Origin of the sequence: Streptomyces sp. NPDC057543, from assembly GCF_042801895.1 — a bacterium.
GTDB lineage: Bacteria > Actinomycetota > Actinomycetes > Streptomycetales > Streptomycetaceae > Streptomyces.
On sequence record NZ_JBHVFF010000203.1, the window covers coordinates 1 to 15738 of the forward strand.

Annotated in this window: 18 protein-coding genes, 3 pseudogenes and 1 CRISPR repeat array; of the genes and pseudogenes, 13 read left to right on the plus strand and 8 right to left on the minus strand. The window is 67.5% G+C overall.

What is annotated here, in order from left to right; genetic code table 11:
• Positions 1-1015 precede the first annotated feature (1015 nt).
• A pseudogene (locus tag ACFU8Q_RS28235) lies at positions 1016-1362 on the plus strand (plasmid stabilization protein).
• Between the two features lie 16 nt (positions 1363-1378).
• On the opposite strand, the gene ACFU8Q_RS28240 reads toward ACFU8Q_RS28235, so the two are convergent.
• Positions 1379-2143, minus strand: a complete 765-nt coding sequence (locus ACFU8Q_RS28240) for a Rieske 2Fe-2S domain-containing protein (RefSeq protein ID WP_384458721.1) — start codon at positions 2141-2143, stop codon at positions 1379-1381.
• Positions 2144-2792: 649 nt separating this feature from the next.
• Here ACFU8Q_RS28240 and ACFU8Q_RS28245 point away from each other — a divergent pair.
• Complete coding sequence (locus ACFU8Q_RS28245) at positions 2793-3770, plus strand: iron-containing redox enzyme family protein (protein WP_384458723.1); 978 nt, start codon at positions 2793-2795, stop codon at positions 3768-3770.
• Here ACFU8Q_RS28245 and ACFU8Q_RS28250 read toward each other — a convergent pair.
• Both ACFU8Q_RS28250 and ACFU8Q_RS28255 read right to left on the minus strand, forming a co-directional pair.
• Entirely contained in the window at positions 3750-3953 is a 204-nt protein-coding gene (locus ACFU8Q_RS28250) for a CDGSH iron-sulfur domain-containing protein (protein ID WP_384458725.1), read from the minus strand. The genes ACFU8Q_RS28245 and ACFU8Q_RS28250 overlap by 21 nt on opposite strands.
• 37 nt (positions 3954-3990) lie before the next feature.
• Positions 3991-4653 (minus strand): HemK2/MTQ2 family protein methyltransferase, encoded by a 663-nt coding sequence (locus tag ACFU8Q_RS28255; protein WP_384458727.1) that lies wholly within the window; start codon positions 4651-4653, stop codon positions 3991-3993.
• A 35-nt stretch (positions 4654-4688) separates the two neighbouring features.
• Between ACFU8Q_RS28255 and ACFU8Q_RS28260 the strand changes: the two are divergent.
• Positions 4689-4862, plus strand: a pseudogene (locus ACFU8Q_RS28260) (LLM class F420-dependent oxidoreductase); the annotation flags it as partial.
• A 3-nt stretch (positions 4863-4865) separates the two neighbouring features.
• On the opposite strand, the pseudogene ACFU8Q_RS28265 reads toward ACFU8Q_RS28260, so the two are convergent.
• The 4 genes and pseudogenes from ACFU8Q_RS28265 to ACFU8Q_RS28280 all read right to left on the minus strand — a co-directional run.
• A pseudogene (locus ACFU8Q_RS28265) lies at positions 4866-4997 on the minus strand (LLM class flavin-dependent oxidoreductase); the annotation flags it as partial.
• A 263-nt stretch (positions 4998-5260) separates the two neighbouring features.
• Positions 5261-5434 (minus strand): CsbD family protein, encoded by a 174-nt coding sequence (locus tag ACFU8Q_RS28270; protein ID WP_384458729.1) that lies wholly within the window; start codon positions 5432-5434, stop codon positions 5261-5263.
• A gap of 647 nt (positions 5435-6081) precedes the next feature.
• Positions 6082-6519 carry a hypothetical protein gene (locus ACFU8Q_RS28275; protein ID WP_384458731.1) on the minus strand — a complete coding sequence of 146 codons (438 nt, stop codon included), beginning with the start codon at positions 6517-6519 and terminating at the stop codon, positions 6082-6084.
• Between the two features lie 198 nt (positions 6520-6717).
• Entirely contained in the window at positions 6718-7101 is a 384-nt protein-coding gene (locus ACFU8Q_RS28280) for a hypothetical protein (RefSeq protein ID WP_383082755.1), read from the minus strand.
• Between the two features lie 552 nt (positions 7102-7653).
• Between ACFU8Q_RS28280 and ACFU8Q_RS28285 the strand changes: the two genes are divergently transcribed.
• From ACFU8Q_RS28285 to ACFU8Q_RS28330, 10 genes are all read left to right on the plus strand, one after another.
• A complete protein-coding gene (locus tag ACFU8Q_RS28285) occupies positions 7654-8085 on the plus strand; it encodes an Asp23/Gls24 family envelope stress response protein (protein ID WP_384458733.1) in 432 nt (143 codons plus the stop codon).
• A 38-nt stretch (positions 8086-8123) separates the two neighbouring features.
• The gene (locus tag ACFU8Q_RS28290; protein ID WP_376283182.1) at positions 8124-8351 is read left to right on the plus strand and encodes a hypothetical protein; all 228 of its coding nucleotides are present in this window, start codon (positions 8124-8126) and stop codon (positions 8349-8351) included.
• Positions 8352-8593: 242 nt separating this feature from the next.
• Positions 8594-8794, plus strand: a complete 201-nt coding sequence (locus ACFU8Q_RS28295) for a hypothetical protein (protein ID WP_384458735.1) — start codon at positions 8594-8596, stop codon at positions 8792-8794.
• Positions 8791-9474: a DUF6286 domain-containing protein gene (locus tag ACFU8Q_RS28300; protein ID WP_384458737.1), complete on the plus strand. Its 684-nt coding sequence runs from the start codon at positions 8791-8793 to the stop codon at positions 9472-9474. The genes ACFU8Q_RS28295 and ACFU8Q_RS28300 overlap by 4 nt, the downstream gene beginning before the upstream one ends.
• 8 nt (positions 9475-9482) lie before the next feature.
• Positions 9483-10079, plus strand: coding sequence for an alkaline shock response membrane anchor protein AmaP (gene amaP / locus ACFU8Q_RS28305; protein ID WP_384458739.1), 597 nt, complete (start codon positions 9483-9485; stop codon positions 10077-10079).
• Positions 10080-10408: 329 nt separating this feature from the next.
• Complete coding sequence (locus ACFU8Q_RS28310; RefSeq protein WP_384458741.1) at positions 10409-11395, plus strand: hypothetical protein; 987 nt, start codon at positions 10409-10411, stop codon at positions 11393-11395.
• A 16-nt stretch (positions 11396-11411) separates the two neighbouring features.
• Positions 11412-11765, plus strand: a complete 354-nt coding sequence (locus ACFU8Q_RS28315; RefSeq protein ID WP_384458743.1) for a hypothetical protein — start codon at positions 11412-11414, stop codon at positions 11763-11765.
• 304 nt (positions 11766-12069) lie between these two features.
• On the plus strand, positions 12070-12687 hold the full coding sequence (locus ACFU8Q_RS28320) for a hypothetical protein (protein WP_384458745.1): 618 nt from the start codon (positions 12070-12072) through the stop codon (positions 12685-12687).
• Between the two features lie 64 nt (positions 12688-12751).
• Positions 12752-13249, plus strand: coding sequence for a hypothetical protein (locus ACFU8Q_RS28325; RefSeq protein ID WP_384458747.1), 498 nt, complete (start codon positions 12752-12754; stop codon positions 13247-13249).
• Positions 13249-13962 (plus strand): hypothetical protein, encoded by a 714-nt coding sequence (locus tag ACFU8Q_RS28330; protein ID WP_384458749.1) that lies wholly within the window; start codon positions 13249-13251, stop codon positions 13960-13962. The genes ACFU8Q_RS28325 and ACFU8Q_RS28330 overlap by 1 nt, the downstream gene beginning before the upstream one ends.
• A gap of 640 nt (positions 13963-14602) precedes the next feature.
• Positions 14603-14997: direct repeats of the CRISPR family, unit length 29 nt; unit sequence CGGAACACCCCCGCGTCGGCGGGGAGGAC.
• Positions 14998-15014: 17 nt separating this feature from the next.
• Here the strand turns inward: ACFU8Q_RS28330 and cas2e are convergent.
• Positions 15015-15332 (minus strand): type I-E CRISPR-associated endoribonuclease Cas2e, encoded by a 318-nt coding sequence (gene cas2e / locus ACFU8Q_RS28335; RefSeq protein ID WP_384458751.1) that lies wholly within the window; start codon positions 15330-15332, stop codon positions 15015-15017.
• Positions 15333-15738: the final 406 nt, after the last annotated feature.

Sequence of the window (15738 nt, forward strand, 5' to 3'; positions counted from 1 at the left end):
ACGAGATACGCGCCGACCTCCATCTCGGTCTGCTCCAACTCGCCTGCAGCATCATCTGCTTGAGACGACTCCGAACCGCATTCTGAAACGATCAGCTATGCGGTCCCTGTCAGGCCTCCCGGATCGGAACCTGAGCCGGCCGGAGTCCGACCGCAGCGGTGATGATCACGGAGCTGCGTGGAGACTCGGCGCCGAAGACCGCGCCGTGCGGGTCGTACAACAGGGCCGAGCGTTGATCACCCTCTACGGCCTGGCCGATGGTTCCGCCACCGTGCATGCTCGCTCAGCAAGGGGCACAACAGTGCAGCTGGCCAGGTCCGTGACCTCTGCCGGTGGTCTGTGTGGCCGGGGCGGGCTGGGCGTGGAAACCATGGCGTTGCCTTGCGAGGTGGACGCGACTCTTTTGCCAGCATGCTCGTTCGGTGCCTCCGGCGGCGAGCGTACAGCGGGCGGCCGAAGCGGGAAGCCACTGTGTTGTTCCTCCGCCCATGCGCTGAGCAGGCATAAGAGGCCTCGTCTCGGAGAGAGCGTTCTCCGTCCTCCGTGCCGCGGCCGGACACGGGCCGATGCTCCCACTTTGGCGCCGTCTCCCGCCTTGAGCCTCGAGAGTAACCGGGCGGAAGACGGATCGGCCCGCCGATGCTTCACGCCGGTCAAGCCGCCGCCTTGCGCATACCTCACCGACCACAACTACTGACCAGGCCGCCCCGTCAGGCAATTGCCTCGACATCACTCAATCAAGCTCAGTAGCAGTCACAGCCCCGCCGCCGCACTCCGTGCACCGAGGGGGTCTCGCGATGTTCGTACCCAGGTGCCCGTTCGACTGCCCATGGGAACAGGCAGCGCCGGCGCGGGGTGACACCCGCGAAGGAGCCGTTCGCTCCGTCAGGCGGACCGATCTGGCTCGCGCTCCGAATAACGCAGCGCAGCTACTCGGGCTGAAGTGGTATGTACCATGTCCGCATCGCATCGCAGCTAATCGACGTCGACGACATCTGGCCAGGTCAAGGACAACATCACGCCTGCCGGCTCGCCGAGCGAGAAGCGTGAGCGTCAGTACGAGCAGGTGAACGTTAGTACGAGCACAGGAGGGCGCCGAGGAAAGGGGTGAGTCCACAAAGTGAGCGAAGGAAATTGCCGCGCGCACCGTGAACAAGGAGCAGGCGCGCTCGGGCGAGTCGAAGACCTCCAGCAAGGTCTCCGCTCAAAACAGGAAGTCCGCCTCAACGTGGTGGCGAACAGTCCCACAGCGGATCGCAAGGACCGACGAAGGATCAGCTGTACGAGGAGGCGAAGAATCGCAACATCGACGGCGGCCTCTCCTCGATGAACAAGCAGCTTCGGAACGCCCTGGGCCGCTGATACATCATTGCGCGGTTCAGCCGGCGCCGGGCAGCTTTACGTGGACGGTGCCGTCGCTGTCCACGCTCACCTGGAAGGACGGCTGCGGTGCGGTGGCCGGCCCGCGTACGTTCGCTCCGTCCGACAGCCGGAAGACACTGCCGTGCCAGGGGCATTCCACGCAGCCGTCGGCGATCTTCCCGTCCGACAGGGGCCCTGACAGGTGGCTGCACCGCTCCGCGAGGACATGAATGTGGCCGCCCGGCTGACGGAACACCAGCAAAGGCACCTCGCCCAACTCCCGCCGCACGGCCTCGCCGACTGGGAAGTCCTCCACTCTGCCGACCGGGTGCCAACCCTCTTCCAACAGATGCGGGACCGCTGCCGTCTTGTTGGCGCCTGCGGCCTGGCGATAGGCGAGGTGGCCACCAAGCATCCCGCCAGTGCCGGCCATACACAGCCCCGCAAAGCCGAGCGCCTTGCCCAATGCTGTATGGCCACGGCCGCGATGCACCCAGGATCCCGCGTAGAGTCCGATGGCCGCAGCGATCGACGTCGCGTGCACCAGTCCGGTACGCATCTGGTCCTCGTGCTGCTCAGCCCAGTCCACCCAGCCGGCCAACGCGGCCGGCGCGGCCCCCAGGAGGCCCACACCCACCAAGATGCGGGCACTGCGCCGGGTGCCGGGCACGACGTCCAGCACTGCGGCGGAAAACCACGCGCCCATCGGAACCTGCACCAGCGCGGGATGCAGGGGATGGCCGATCGGCAGACCGTGCAGCACACCCGCTGAAAGCCGCATGATGAGCGGTTTGCCATGTGCGGCCGATTCCCAAACAGGAGTCGGCTCCGTTCCACTCTGGTGGCTGCAGGAGTCTCGGGCGGGATGTCATCATGCCTGTGGGGCATACCGGTGCCTCCACTCACTCCTCTTCTTCGTATCCTTGCTCTTCCCAGTCGACTACTGCTCGCTAAAGCCAGATGGTTCTCGACGACGGAAGCGTGTCCCCGTAAGCACTGGCCGTCGCCAGTGTGTTCTGAGCCTCGGCGGGTTACCCAAGCGTTCTCGTTCTGGACTGCGCGGAGCCCGAAGCCCTGGCGAGGTTCTACGCGTCACTGCTCGATGCGGAAATCCAGGTGGTGAGCGATCCTGATTTTGTGGAACTTGTCGGCAACAAGGCGTGCACCTGGTAATCCGCCGGGACCACGGCTACGACCCTCCCGGCCGGCTGCGGCCGGATGACGCCCGGTCGGCGCATCTTCGGATACTCGTCGCACACGGTGATCCGGACGAGGCGGAACGAGAATGGGTGAGCCTCGGGGCAATGCCGATGGAGGCGAAGGCCGGCGGTGCGCTGCGCGGCGTTCGCTTTCGCCGAACTCGCCCGGCACTCCTTCCCCCTCGCGGTGCCCCCACGGAACGAGCCGACGGGCCGAGGAGAGGAAGGACCATGAAGCTGCCGGAGACCCGGGGTGAGGTGTCTGCCGCTCTGATCGAGGCGCTCGGCCGGGAACCGGGTCGGCGCAGCCTGCCGGACACGTCCCTGGTAGCGGGTGCCGACCCGTACGGCGATGACCTGCAGCTCGCCCTGTATGTCTGCTACGAGTTGCACTACCGAGGCTTCGACGGTGTGGACGGCGTCTGGGAGTGGGATCCGGAACTGCTCAGGGTGCGCGCCGCGCTGGAGCGGGAGTTCATGGAGGCTCTGCGTGCTGACGTGCCGGTGGCCGAGGACGTCGGCAGCGCCCTGGGCGAACTCGTTCTGGAGCCGGTGGACGCCGATGGTGTGTCGTACTTCCTGCGGGACGAGGGCGACCTGTGGCAGCTGCGCGAGTACGCCGCCCACCGCTCGCTCTACCACCTCAAGGAGGCCGATCCGCACGTGTGGGTGATCCCGCGCCTGACGGGCCGGGCCAAGGCAGGAATGGCCGCTGTGGAGTACGACGAATTCGGAGCGGGACGGGCAGAACAGGTCCACTCGAAGCTGTTCGCCGATCTGATGGCGGACCTCAACCTGGACACCTCGTATGGGCGCTACCTCGACGCCGGCTCTCGGCAGATGCTCGCGACCGTCAACCTCATGTCGCTCTTTGGACTCCACCGCTCACACCGTGGTGCGCTGATCGGTCACTTCGCCTCGGTGGAGACCACATCGCCACCGGGGTCGCGGCGCCTCGCTCAGGCATTGAAGCAGGCCGGTGCCGGGCCTGCGGCCATCCGCTTCTACGCGGAGCATGTGGAGGCCGATGCCGTGCATGAGCAGCTCGTACGGCATGAGGTCGTCGCCGGCCTGCTCCAGGAGGAGCCGGATCTGGCACCGGACGTCGCGTTTGGTATCGCGGCCACCGGATGGTTGGAAGACCGGTTCGGGGAGCAGTTGCTCGGCGCCTGGCGGAGCGGCGAGTCCTCACTCCGTGTGCCGCTCTGAGGTCGGCGGTGGGTTTTTCGGCTTCTTCCGGCCGCGGTGGCTCGTGTCGCACCAAGGGAAGATGAGGCTTCGTCGGCAGGTACACAGTGCGACGACAGGCCGGTCCGAGCGGGCAATGGTGCCGTCCTTCTGGACCACTTCGACGGGGCCCTCCACGAGCATGGGTCCGCCCGGCTCCTGCATGACGCGCCGTGCAGGCGCCCGAGGGGCCGCTTCGGGTTCAGTGCGGTCGTTCTGCACGGATCACCACCAGTTCCTCTTTGTCCTGGCCGGGCTCGATCAGGCCCTGGGTCTCCAGCCAGCCGGCCCGTTCACGCAGGACAGGCCCGAATGGAACTGACCGGCGGTCGGTCACGGTGGCGTCCAGTCCGGCTTCAGCCAGCCGCGCTGCGGTCGTCGCCGGGCCGCTCAGCGCGGAGTGGACCGCGAGCAGCACGCCCCCGGGGCGCAGCAGAGCGGGGACCTTGGCACAGAGCCGGTCGAGCACCGCCCGGCCGTCGATCCCCGCCTCCCAGGCCCGAGCAATACCGCGACGGGGCATGCGGACGTTTGCGGACGGTACGTACGGCGGGTTCGCCAGCACCAGGTCGAATCTCAAGCCGGTCACAGGCTCCGTCAAGTCGCCGCGGCTGGTCCGGATCACCCGTGCATACCCGGACAGCAGTGCGTTAAGTCGTGTCGTGAGCACCGCCGCGGCCGACGTGTCGATGGCGGTCACGCGGGCGGCGCCGTAGCGGGCGGCGGCGATCGCCACTGCGCCGGTACCGGTACCCACGTCGAGTACCTCCGCTCCGGGTGACAGATGTTCGCGCCGCAGAGCGGATACCAGCATGGCTGTGTCTTCCTGTGGCGCGTAGACACCCGGAGGCTGGAGGAACTTCAATGTCGCGACCGACTTTCAGAGATCACGCAGGGCGGGCAGCCTCCCAGTTCGTGCGGCCGGACGACATCGCGGATTTGATCCCGTGCGGTGACGACGTCGGCATCTTTGTCGAGGCGGTGCGTGCCGAGGCGGGCTTCACGGAGATCGCCCTGGTTCAGGTCGGCGGTGACCACCAGCAGCTCTCTCTCGACTGGGCGGAGAAGTCCCTGCGTGCCCACCACGTGCTCGTTGAGGTTCTCGTCGGAGCCGAGACCGAGCCGGAGCCGCCCCGGGCACAACTGCTGCATCGTCATGGCCTTCTGAGCGACCACCGCAAGGTGGTAACGCACGGTGGGGCGCGTCACGACACCACTCGGCTCAAGGAGGTAACCCCAAGTCGATACGGCGGCACTTTCCTCAATGGGATGCAGGACGAAAACCAGGTGAGGCAATCAGCCTCGGCGACCCGGCGATGCAATCGCCCGAAACCGCCGAACGTCAGCGAACTTTCACCGAGCAGCGAAACCTCACGCCTGGTGCCGGCCCGCCAGGCCAGCACCAAGCCGCGCCCCGGCGGCCGTGAAACCCGGATGAGGTCGCCCCGGGTACGTGGCCCACAATGCAGGTCCTACCGTCCGGACTTCTTCAGCCGCTCAGCCGCCTTTGCCGCGGTCTCCTGGGCCTTGCCCGTCAGTTGCTCGCCGCGGCCCTCTGCCTGCCTGCCCTTGTTGTCCGTAGCACCGCCGACGGTTTCCTTCAGCTTGCCCTTGACCTGCTTGGCCTTCGCCTTTGCCTTACCCATGACGTTTGTGCCCTTCACTGGGGGATGACGTATCCACCTTGCGCCGATCACTCTGAGGCCGCAATCGGTGAGGTGTCGCGCTCACGCCGCGTCTGGCTGAGGTTCGCTGGGGCCTGGACGGACGGCCGTCGTGTGGCACCGGATCCGGCCACTGGGGATTGGCCCGGACCCCCTCACGGGAAGGTTCTGTGTGGTCATCACTCTCGCCCCTTCTCACGTCGCTGCTTCGCACCATCCCAGCGGACCGACCGCAAGTTGGGCGAGGTCGCCTCGGAAGTGGTCCGCGGCAAGGGGACAGGCTCCTGGCGCCGCAGCCCCGGTGCGCGTGGCTGTGTCCACTCAAGCGACGATGGTGAGAACGAGCTTGATCAGGTCCCTCTCCACCGCGCCGGGATCGGTGTCGGTGGCCGCCTGGTGTGCGTTTCCCTGCACCTACGAGCTGCTCGGCGGCAGCAGACGGAAAGCGCAGGCCGCCGCGTCGGCGACTTCGTCGAAGTGGTTGCCGAGTCGGCGGGTTTCATCCGTCATGGCGGCGTCGCAGGGGAACGGGGACGCTCGGGGAGGGATTCTGTTCGCTGGGCGGGTCCGCTCCAGCAGGGGCGTCGAAAGCCGTCGGCCGGTCGGCGATCTGTTGCGTGTGGCCGGGGCTATTGGGGGGCGGATCGGTGCCCGAACAGATGCCACCTGCTCCGGTGGCCGCCGTCGGGGGCGACAGGGCGGTCGTCGTGAGGTCGGTCGCTTCCCCGCGAGGGCGCTGTCTCCGCGCGGTCGGTCTGGTGGTGACCGATTGCGTCGTTGTGATCTGCGGCCGGTTCGCGGCCAGGCTGTCCAGGGGCCCGACGCAAGGTTCTGGAATGGTGGGATGGGCGGCGTGCAGCGGCGATGAGCAGGCTCAGCCCCAAGAAGGCCAGCGCCCCGACGGCGATGCCGTAGAGGAATAGCGTGCCGGTGGAACCGGTCACGTGGTATCCGAATACGGAGAAGCCGTCGGTGAGCTGGTGTGCGCTGCCGGCGTTAGTGAGAACGCCGGCCACGGCGACGACTACCGCGGCGATCAGGATGACGAGCCCCAAGATGACGATCATGGCGTGCTCCGAGAATTTGCCGCGCACAACCACGCTAAGTCCGCAGAAGCCAGGGAGCGTCAGACCTCGACGTCAGGCTCGGCGAGAAGCAGGTTGCGCGCTCCGCACCACCGCGTCACTTTCGGATCTTGGTGGTGTCGCGAGATTGGCGTCGGCTCGGCGGCTCGCCAGGGACGGCGCCGTTCGGGGTCGGTGGGTTCAGTCGGAGTCGGAGCGCGGTTCCTGCGGGTCGACCCCTGTGGATGCGGAGGCGTCCCGGGTGCCGCTGGGGCGTTGGGACCGGCCCCTGGGGCCGGTGTCGTGCATGCCGCTCTCGCCGGATTTCCCGGCGCGTTCCTGACCCGGGCGATGTGTGCTCTTGACTGTGTTGCCGGGGACCTCCTCGGTTTCCTCCTTGGAGACCTTCCTGCCAGGGCCGGGCTTCGGCGCGTACTCATCGGGATGGAAGGACCGGTGCGCGCTGTCGTTGGCCTCCTGATGGGTCTCGTCCACATCCGACGCCCAGCCATGCTGGTGGGCGCCCTTGTGGCGGCTCGGTCCCTCGCCGTGCGAGGGCTGGGACGACCTCTCGTTCTTCGGCATGACCGGGCTTCCTTTCGAGTCTCCGCGACCGCGCGGATGCGGCGCAGTAGCCGACTCCAAGCATAACTAAATAGAAAATTCGGGCATTTGTTGCGCGCGAGGATGCGCTGATCAGTCGGGATCGTAGGAGCTCTGGGCGAAACAGTAAGAAGCTGCGGACGGAGATCGGCCGGTAGATTTACTGCGCCCCACCGAGTAGTCGACCTGTGTCCCAGCGCAGCGGCCGGCCCATCCCTGCTTTCACTTGGCCCCTCATGTGCGCCAGCTCGCCTGGCTGAGCCTTGCTGAGCAGCGGTTCACCCAACTCGTGTGCAAGTAAGAGGCCTGCGTGCATCCACGCCTCGGTTTTCACCGGCCTCTCGCCCTCTTCCGTGGCCGCAGTTCTCTTCCTCCCGCACCGCGCCCCGACTCCGCAGGGGCTACGGGCAGGGCACTTCGTACCACTCGTTGAGCCACCCCGTATCACGGTCCACACTTCTGATAAAACCCACTAAAACGAATATAATCCGACCAAGGAGTGCTAGGTGATCTCCTTCAGGGAGGAATAGCCCGATGACTGAGAACACCGGCGTAAAGCACGGCGGTGCGCCCGGCTCTCGCGGTCGGACGACCATCGCCGACGTGGTGGTAGAGAAGATCGCTGGGATGGCGGCACGCGATGTGCCCGGCGTTTATGCCCTGGGCAGTGGATTCGCGCGCTCGATGGGTTCCATGCGGGAGCGAATGCCCGGCGCCGGTAGTGGCAAATCCGTCACGCGCGGGGTCAGTGTCGAGGTGGGAGAGGTGCAGGCGGCCATCGATCTGGAGATTGTCGTGGACTACGGCGTCTCCATCACGGACGTGGCCAGTGACGTACGCGAGAACGTGATCGCCGCAGTGGAGCGGATGGCGGGCTTGGAAGTGGTGGAAGTCGATATCGCGGTCAGCGATGTAAAGCTGCCCGACGAGGAGGACGAAGAGGAACAGCGGCAGCGGGTTCAGTAGCCAAGGGGGCGCAGCCCGCTTGAGCGAAGGAGCGCGTGATGAGCAAGGCTGTGGTGGGCTTGATTGCCGGAATGGCACTGGGCTTCGCCGGGTACTTCGGTGGCTTCTGGGCCTTCCTGCTCGTGCTGGTACTGGGCGCCGTCGGACTTGTCGCCGGGCGCTTGATGGAAGGTGATCTCGAACCGGGTGACTTCATCCGCCGCCGTGACGGCCACCAGCGGATGCGTGAGGACCGGCGGCAGGCTCAGGGAGACTGGCGGCAGTGACCAGCGACGTCGATCGTCGTCCGGGCATTCCTCGCGGGGAGCGGGGTGCGACCACCGTCTCCGACCGTGTCGTTGGGAAGATCGCTTCCCACGTGGCCCGCGAGGCGCTGAGCCGGTTCACCGAGTCGGCCGGCCATGTACCGCCGGGCTGCCGGACACCACGCGTGACGACGTCTGTGCGGCGGGCACCGGAGCGAAACGAGGCAGGACGAGGCCGCGTTCCCGCCCATAGCCGTCCGGCCGTGCTCGGCGAAGTACGGATGCGCATCGCCGTGGAGTTGGGCTATCCGTCCGACATCGGGGCTCAGTGCGCTGCGGTGCGCCGCGAGGTCATCGAACGGCTCAGGACGTGGGCCGGTGTGGACGTGTCCGAACTCACGGTGTCGGTCGAGAGGCTGCACTCGGTGCACTCGCGGCATACCAACCGGGAGAGAGTGAGATGAGCGCGAACACCTGGCGGCAGCCGACCGGCGATGGCGACATTCCCCCTGGTACGGGACAGGCGACTACGTCCGCGGGCAATCCCCGAGGCAAGGGCTCGACGGCAGCGGTCCATAGAGCGGGCCGGCCGGCGCGCCGTTTCTGGTCCGCACGGCGGATCCCGGCAGTCATTGTGGCGTTGCTGTCCGTCGCAGCCATTGGGCTGCTCTTGTACGACGTGGTCTCGGTGCGGGCAGACCGGCCCGGGATGAGCTGGCGACGGCGGCTCGCCGAGGAACTGGCCACACGACCACTGCATGACATCTGGATGACCGTCGGGGCGGCAGTGGCGATGGCCCTTGGCCTGTGGCTTTTCCTGCTGGCGGTGACGCCGGGACTACGCAGACTGCTACCCATGCGGCAGCCCACCGGAATCCCCAGAGCGGAGGAGGTCCGCGCCGGGCTCGACCGCCACGCAGCCGCCCTGATTCTGCGCGACCGAGCCGTACGGGTGTCCGGTGTGCAATCGGCACGGGTCGATGTCGGCCGCCGGAAGGTCAAAGCCCGGGCACAGGCACATTTCCGCGATCTCAACGAGGTCCACGCGGATCTGGACGCCGCGTTGGGCGAAGCCGCAACGAACTTGGGGCTCGCCCGGCAGCCCACGCTGGACGTGCGCGTCCAGCGCCCGAAGAAGGGGTGAAGTGTCCCATGCTCAAGGCAGTGAACCGGGTGCTGCTGGGGCTGCTCGGCCTTGGACTGTTCGCCCTGGGCGGCGGCGTGCTGCTGGGTGGGCTGGATCTGCAGCGCCACTGGGGGTTCAACGTGCCGGGCTGGTGGCCCTTCCGAGGTCCGAACGATGTCGTGCTGGGCACCGAGGGACGCACCCGGTGGCGGGAAGAGAACTGGTGGTGGCCGGCCGTCATCGCCGTGCTCGCCGTGCTTCTCGCGCTGCTGCTGTGGTGGCTTCTGGCGCAACTGCGCAGACACCGGCTGGGCCAGGTCCTCATCGATGGCGAAGACGACTCAACGGCCCGACTCAACGGCCGCGCACTGGAGGACGCAATCGAGGAAGAGGCGCAAGACCTGGACGGGATCTCACGGGCTCATGTGCGGCTGACGGGTCGGCGTGCTGCTCCAGCCGCACGAGTACGGCTGTTGCTGAAGCCTCATGCGGAACCGGCGCGAACTCTGGAGCAACTGAGCCGAGAAACGCTCGCACACGCACGGGACTCGGCAGGCCTGGACCGCCTCCCGTCGGAGGTCCGACTCCGGGAAGTCCGCCACCGCGCCCGCCGCATCGCCTAGTGCTGTGACCGCGTTGGTTCGTGGTGCTCCCGTGGGAGCACGAGGGCGGGCTGAAATGGCTTGAGACGGGCCAGGACGGGCCAGGGCGGGCCGAAACGCTGAGAGCTCACGCAGGTCAGAGGAAAGCCGCAGGTCAGGGCGGCGCAAGGGGCCCACTGTGCGGGGGCTCCGGCCGTTTCTGCGTATCTGCACCCTGACCTGCAAGTATCGCTGGATCTTGGCTAGTTCAAACGGTGACTGGGAGAACGGTGGGAGAACGGGGCTAGTCTCCCGCTAGGGCAAGCATCGTTCCGCGTAGGAACAAGGGCGGGGAGATCCTCAGCTACCAGGTGAAGTGGAAGGACGGCGGTAAACGGTCCGATGGGTGGCAGTGCGAGCGCTTCGACGACGAGGACTCGGCCAAGGTCTTCAGGGACGCCGTTGACGAGGCCGGGCAGCACTGGCCTCCCGGCTGGGTGAAGGGCAAGGGTTACATCGACCCGACGGCTGCGGACGAGCTGCGCTACCGCTTCGACCGCTGGGCCGTTGAGTCCGTCGAGAGCCGCACTGCGAGCAAGCGCTACAAGCAACAGCGCATCCGTGCGCTGGAGATGTACATGTTCCCGACCTTCGGGAACTGCGACATCCGCTCCGCCGAGCACTTCAGCAAGGACACGATCGGCGCGTGGGTCAACAAGATGCTGAAGGCGAAGGTCAAGCGCGGGGCGAAGATCAAGGACATGTCGCCGGAGACGCTGCGGGGTCTGCACGGGCTGCTGTCGTCGGTCCTGAAGGAGGCCATAGTCGCCGAGCCGCCGCTTCGGGACCGCAAGGCGGACGGCGGACGGCGTACTTGGACATGGAGGGCGGGGGGGTACTGCGACAGCAACGGGGTACTGAGGTCGGATCCAGGGCCGGTGTACGCCTACGTGCAGTCGGCGGTGAACGAGGCGTTCCCGGGTGAGCCGCTGGTCCCGGCGGGCATGAGCGCCGGTGGTTCTCAGGTGACCGTCCGAACTCTGGAGATCACCAACCCCGACCCGTGTCGCGAGGCCCGCGTGATCGTGGCGTCAGAAGTGGACGTCTCTTTCAGGTTCCCCGTTGGTGGGCGTGCCGGGTACTTCGTCGGAGGCGACGAGATGTACCAGTTCGAGAACGGTGGCAGCTCCACAATCCGCGAGATCCATACGCAGACCACGAAGGTCACGGGCAACACAGTCGTGGCGCCCGGCGCGACGCTCACGTTCAACCTGCCTATCGGCATGGGTTTCGGCCTCAACGGCACGACGTACAACCGGATCCAGTCCATCATCCGCGCCGTGATCTTCGTGCTCTGACTGGGAGAAAACCGTCATGGAAGAGACAACTCGGTACGTGCGTACCGCCTCGGGCAGCGTCATGAAGATCACGGATTCTGGTTCGACGACCGTGTTGCCGGACGGAGCCGTGGAGATCACAGCGGAGGAGTACGAGGCAACGCTGGCGGCGATACAGGCGGCGAGCGACCAGAAAGCCGCCGACGAGCGGGCCCAGGAGCTCGCGGCGAAGAAGGACGCGTACGACGCGCTGATCGCCGCTGGGATCCCGGAGGCGTCCGCCCGGCAGATCAGCGGCTACACCCCGCAGGAGCAGCCCGGCCAGGACGAGCCCGGGGCCGGGAAGACCACGGTCGAGCTGCCCGCCGGCAGCGACCAGCCTGCTGCCTGATCTCCGCGGTGCCGTCGGCCCTTCCCGGCGGCACCGCGCGCTGCACCTGCAGGTGGACGCCTGCCGGGCGCGCGACGCCCTCCCCTACCCCGGGGACCATCCGGAGGCCGTAGTCCGGCTCGGGGCCGCCTGACCCCCGCGCGGCTATACGGCCAGTCGGCGGGTGTCTCACAGGCCTGTACAACTTACGTGCACACCGAACCACTTCCGGATCGGACGCGTAATCACCAGTGACGCGTTTATGCCGCACCACCTGAGGAAAAATTTGACGCCCAGATGGCCGCTTATCACCACGATCACCGTATTGACCGTCGCGCTGGCCTTTGTCGGTGTCCAACTGGTGCGCGGCCAGGACTCCGGGAAGCAACAGGCCGGGGCGAAACCGGCCGCGTCGAGCCCCGGCGTGCCGGGAGAGCTGGAATCCGCGTCGGCGACGCCCAAGAAGCACGCCGGCAAGGACAAGAGCCCGGTACCCTCCGAGGTTCTCCCCAGCACGGGGACCACGAGGCACACCTCACCGACGGGGCAGACGACCGCCCAGGCCAAGATCCCGGAACACGCCGCGGACAAAACCCGTACGACGACTCCGGCGCCCGTCGTCATCAAGCCGGTTGCGAAGCTGCACGCCGCTACGTCCTGGAGGTCCGACCGGCTACAGCTGGGCATGCAGGCCGACGGCAACCTCGTGCTCTACGACCGGCAGGAAAAGCGGGTGCTCTGGGCTGCCGGCACCTCCGGCGAGGGCAACATGGCGGCCTTCCAGGATGACGGCAATCTCGTCATCTACACTGCAGCCGGTCGAGCGATATGGGCCTCGAACCCCGCTGGCTTCACCAACGCCACCCTGGTCATCCAGCCCGACGGCAACGTCGTCATCATGGCCGGTGGGAAGCAGGTGTGGGCCACGAACACGCACATCTGACGCCGACAGGCGTGAGAGAGGACCCATGCACATACGCCGGGAACCTGAGCGCATTGGAGGCTGCATGCCGGAGCCTGCGCCCCCGGCACACCCGACCCGCCGGTCCTGCTGCACGCCCGGCCGCAATGTTCCGGAGAAGGCCCCGGGTAACGCTCACCTGGGCAAGCCGATCGGTTTCGACAGCTGCTCGATCCCCTGCAAGTCCGGCTTCGCCATGGAGGTGTGGACGGACGTCCTCGGCGAGGACGTCTGTGAGGAAGAGGCTGCGGAAGGGGCCTGGCTGTACTTCCTGCTGCCGTGGGTGAGCAACGGGATCATCGGCGATCTGGAGCTTGCGAACGAGGCCGTGAACCTGGAGCTGACCGGCTCGACCAAGGCGGGCGGGAAGTGGGGCACCGGCCCGTACGACGTCCAGGCCCAGGACGCCGCCGGAACCCCCGGCCCGATGCTCGGCCCGCTCGAATCATCGTGCCACCGCCGGACCTTCATTACGTCCATCGCTCCGCCGGAGCCGTCCACCACGTACATTCCCGTGGCGGGCGACTACTGCAAGGCGTCCTGATGGCGGAGTACGACATCGTGTGCCCGGTGCGGGAGGGCGCCGCCAACGCGCAGCTGCGGTACGCGCTGCGGTCGTGGGCGGCGAACCTTCCGCACCGGCGGGTGTGGCTGGTCGGGTACCGGCCTCCGTGGGCGGCCGATGTGGGGCACGTCCCGATCTGGCAGACCGGCACCAAGTACGCCAACACGACGGCGGCGGTGCGGGTCGCGATCGAACACCCCGAGATCACCGAGCGGTTCATCCTGTGCAATGACGACTTCTTCGCGATGAAGCCCCAGCCGGCGGAGCTGCCGGTGTATCACCGGGGCCTGGTGCGGGACGTGGAGGCGTACTACGCCACGCGAGGCAATGGCGCCTACCTTCGCGGCCTCCGTGAGACCCGTGACCTCTTGGCGCGCCTTGGACACGAGGATCCGCTGTCGTACGAGCTCCACGTCCCGCTCCCGGTGTCCAAGGCGGGCATGCTCAACGCCCTGGAGACTGGCCGGCATCTCGATGTGCTGCACAAGCGGACCGCGTACGGGGTGCTGGCAGGGATCGGCGGCGAGTACATGGCCGACGTGAAGGTTCTGCGCCGCGCACCCCGCACCTTCGACGCGAACTCGCCGTTCCTGTCGACGATGCCGGACTCCTTCGCGCACGGGTACGTCGGGCAGCACATCCGCCGTGCTTTCCACCAGCCCTGCCGGTACGAGGCGCGGAGGCGATGCTGACATGCCGCAGCAGGTAGGCCCGTGTGAGCCGTGGCCGTTCGTCCCTGACTGCTGCCAACTCCCGGACGGGGTCGAGCAGGAGACCATCGACCGGCAGCGGGCCGTCGCGACGAGCATCCTGTGGGCGCTGTCCGGGCGGCGGTGGGGCCCGTCCTGCCCCACCACTGTGCGGCCGTGCCGGAAGAGCTGCCTCGACTCGGCCTCGTCCACCGTGCAGGGGGCGACGGCCGGCCTGTGGGTTCCGTACCTCGGCCGCGACGGGGTGTGGCGCAATGCCAGCGTGTGCGGCTGCGCGAGCGACTGTTCGTGCGGTGAGCTGTGCGAAGTCCGCCTCGAAGGTCCGGTGTACGACGTCGTGGCCGTGGAGGTCGACGGCGAGACCCTGTCGCCCGAGGCCTACCGTGTGGACGCCCCGGGCCTCCTGGTGCGGACGGACGGCGAATGCTGGCCCGACTGCCAGGACATGGCCGCGCCGTGCGGCGAGGAGGGAACGTTCTGCGTCACCTACCGGATCGGTCTGCCGCTCGACGCCGCCGCCATTGCCGCGTTCAGCGCGATGGTCTGCCACCTCGTGAAGGACTGCTCAGGCGGCTGCGGCTGCAAGGTCGCATCGAACCGGAACCTGAGCCGTCTGTCCCGGCAGGGCGTCTCCGCCGACGCGGGGAGGACGCCGGTCGTGGGTGTACCTGCGCGAAGCCCGGCGGAACACCCCCGCGTCGGCGGGGAGGACTAGGCCCGCTGTCGGCATGTCCGGCTGCACCACGGAACACCCCCGCGTCGGCGGGGAGGACCCGACGGAGCGCCCGGTGTGCGGGTCGTGCGCCGGAACACCCCCGCGTCGGCGGGGAGGACCGGAAGCCGTCCATGTCGAAAGTGGGGTCGATCGGAACACCCCCGCGTCGGCGGGGAGGACGGTGGCATCACTACGTCCCCAGGGGGACGTACCGGAACACCCCCGCGTCGGCGGGGAGGACCAGTTCCGGAAGAACTGGAGAGCCGAGAACGACGGAACACCCCCGCGTCGGCGGGGAGGACACTTCCTGACCTGCAGCTCAGGGGTAGCTTTGCGAGTTCTTCACCTTCGGAGCTCCTGTCATGCGGATGAGAGTAAGGCCCTCGAAGTCCATGGGAACACGGCGGCGAGCGCCAGCGGTGCGGAGGGCGTAGCCCTGTTCGGTGGGGGCGGGGTGGATGAGGAGAGCGGCGCCGTCGCCGACGGTTTCGGCGACGGCGGACCAGAGTTCGTCGCGGACGCGGGCGGAGACCGTGCCGACGAAGATCCCGGGGACGACTTCGCTGGTCCAGCGGCTGAGGGCGCCTCGCAGGTGGTCTGGGACGGCGGTAGTCGCAATGACAACCATGGACGGCATCAGTCACCGCCTTCAGTGGCGTAGTTGACGCCTGCGGGTAGGACGCCGGCCTGGGGATCCCAGAGGTGGACCATGTCGACGTCCCGTCGCTCGGAGCGGTCCTCAAGCTCGGCGCCGGGGGTGAGCAGGGTCTGGACGTCGCGGACGACGCGGGGGAGGACGCGCAGGAGACGGAGTTCTTCGCGGAAGCGGCGGCGGGCTTCTTGTTCGGGGTTGGGGGACTGGTGGAGTGTGAAGTTCCCCCGTGTTCTTGGACACTCGATGGTTATGCCGCGAGGGCGTGTTGATGCCGCTGTCTGGTCTCGGCTGGAGTGAGGTAGCCGAAGATCTTGTGTTTGCGCAGGCGGCGGCGGTTGTAGAAGGTCTCAATGAAGGTGAAGACCTCGGCGCGGGCGGTGGCCCGGTC

What these genes read in the sequence shown, in the direction of transcription:
- ACFU8Q_RS28240 (WP_384458721.1), bottom strand. Translation starts at nt 2,143, where the DNA reads ATGCGGCTTTCAGCGGGTGTGCTGCACGGTCTGCCGATCGGCCATCCC.
- ACFU8Q_RS28245 (WP_384458723.1), top strand. Translation starts at nt 2,793, where the DNA reads ATGAAGCTGCCGGAGACCCGGGGTGAGGTGTCTGCCGCTCTGATCGAG.
- ACFU8Q_RS28250 (WP_384458725.1), bottom strand. Translation starts at nt 3,953, where the DNA reads ATGCAGGAGCCGGGCGGACCCATGCTCGTGGAGGGCCCCGTCGAAGTG.
- ACFU8Q_RS28270 (WP_384458729.1), bottom strand. Translation starts at nt 5,434, where the DNA reads ATGGGTAAGGCAAAGGCGAAGGCCAAGCAGGTCAAGGGCAAGCTGAAG.
- ACFU8Q_RS28275 (WP_384458731.1), bottom strand. Translation starts at nt 6,519, where the DNA reads ATGATCGTCATCTTGGGGCTCGTCATCCTGATCGCCGCGGTAGTCGTC.
- ACFU8Q_RS28280 (WP_383082755.1), bottom strand. Translation starts at nt 7,101, where the DNA reads ATGCCGAAGAACGAGAGGTCGTCCCAGCCCTCGCACGGCGAGGGACCG.
- ACFU8Q_RS28285 (WP_384458733.1), top strand. Translation starts at nt 7,654, where the DNA reads ATGACTGAGAACACCGGCGTAAAGCACGGCGGTGCGCCCGGCTCTCGC.
- ACFU8Q_RS28290 (WP_376283182.1), top strand. Translation starts at nt 8,124, where the DNA reads ATGAGCAAGGCTGTGGTGGGCTTGATTGCCGGAATGGCACTGGGCTTC.
- ACFU8Q_RS28300 (WP_384458737.1), top strand. Translation starts at nt 8,791, where the DNA reads ATGAGCGCGAACACCTGGCGGCAGCCGACCGGCGATGGCGACATTCCC.
- amaP (WP_384458739.1), top strand. Translation starts at nt 9,483, where the DNA reads ATGCTCAAGGCAGTGAACCGGGTGCTGCTGGGGCTGCTCGGCCTTGGA.
- ACFU8Q_RS28315 (WP_384458743.1), top strand. Translation starts at nt 11,412, where the DNA reads ATGGAAGAGACAACTCGGTACGTGCGTACCGCCTCGGGCAGCGTCATG.
- ACFU8Q_RS28325 (WP_384458747.1), top strand. Translation starts at nt 12,752, where the DNA reads ATGCCGGAGCCTGCGCCCCCGGCACACCCGACCCGCCGGTCCTGCTGC.
- ACFU8Q_RS28330 (WP_384458749.1), top strand. Translation starts at nt 13,249, where the DNA reads ATGGCGGAGTACGACATCGTGTGCCCGGTGCGGGAGGGCGCCGCCAAC.
- cas2e (WP_384458751.1), bottom strand. Translation starts at nt 15,332, where the DNA reads ATGCCGTCCATGGTTGTCATTGCGACTACCGCCGTCCCAGACCACCTG.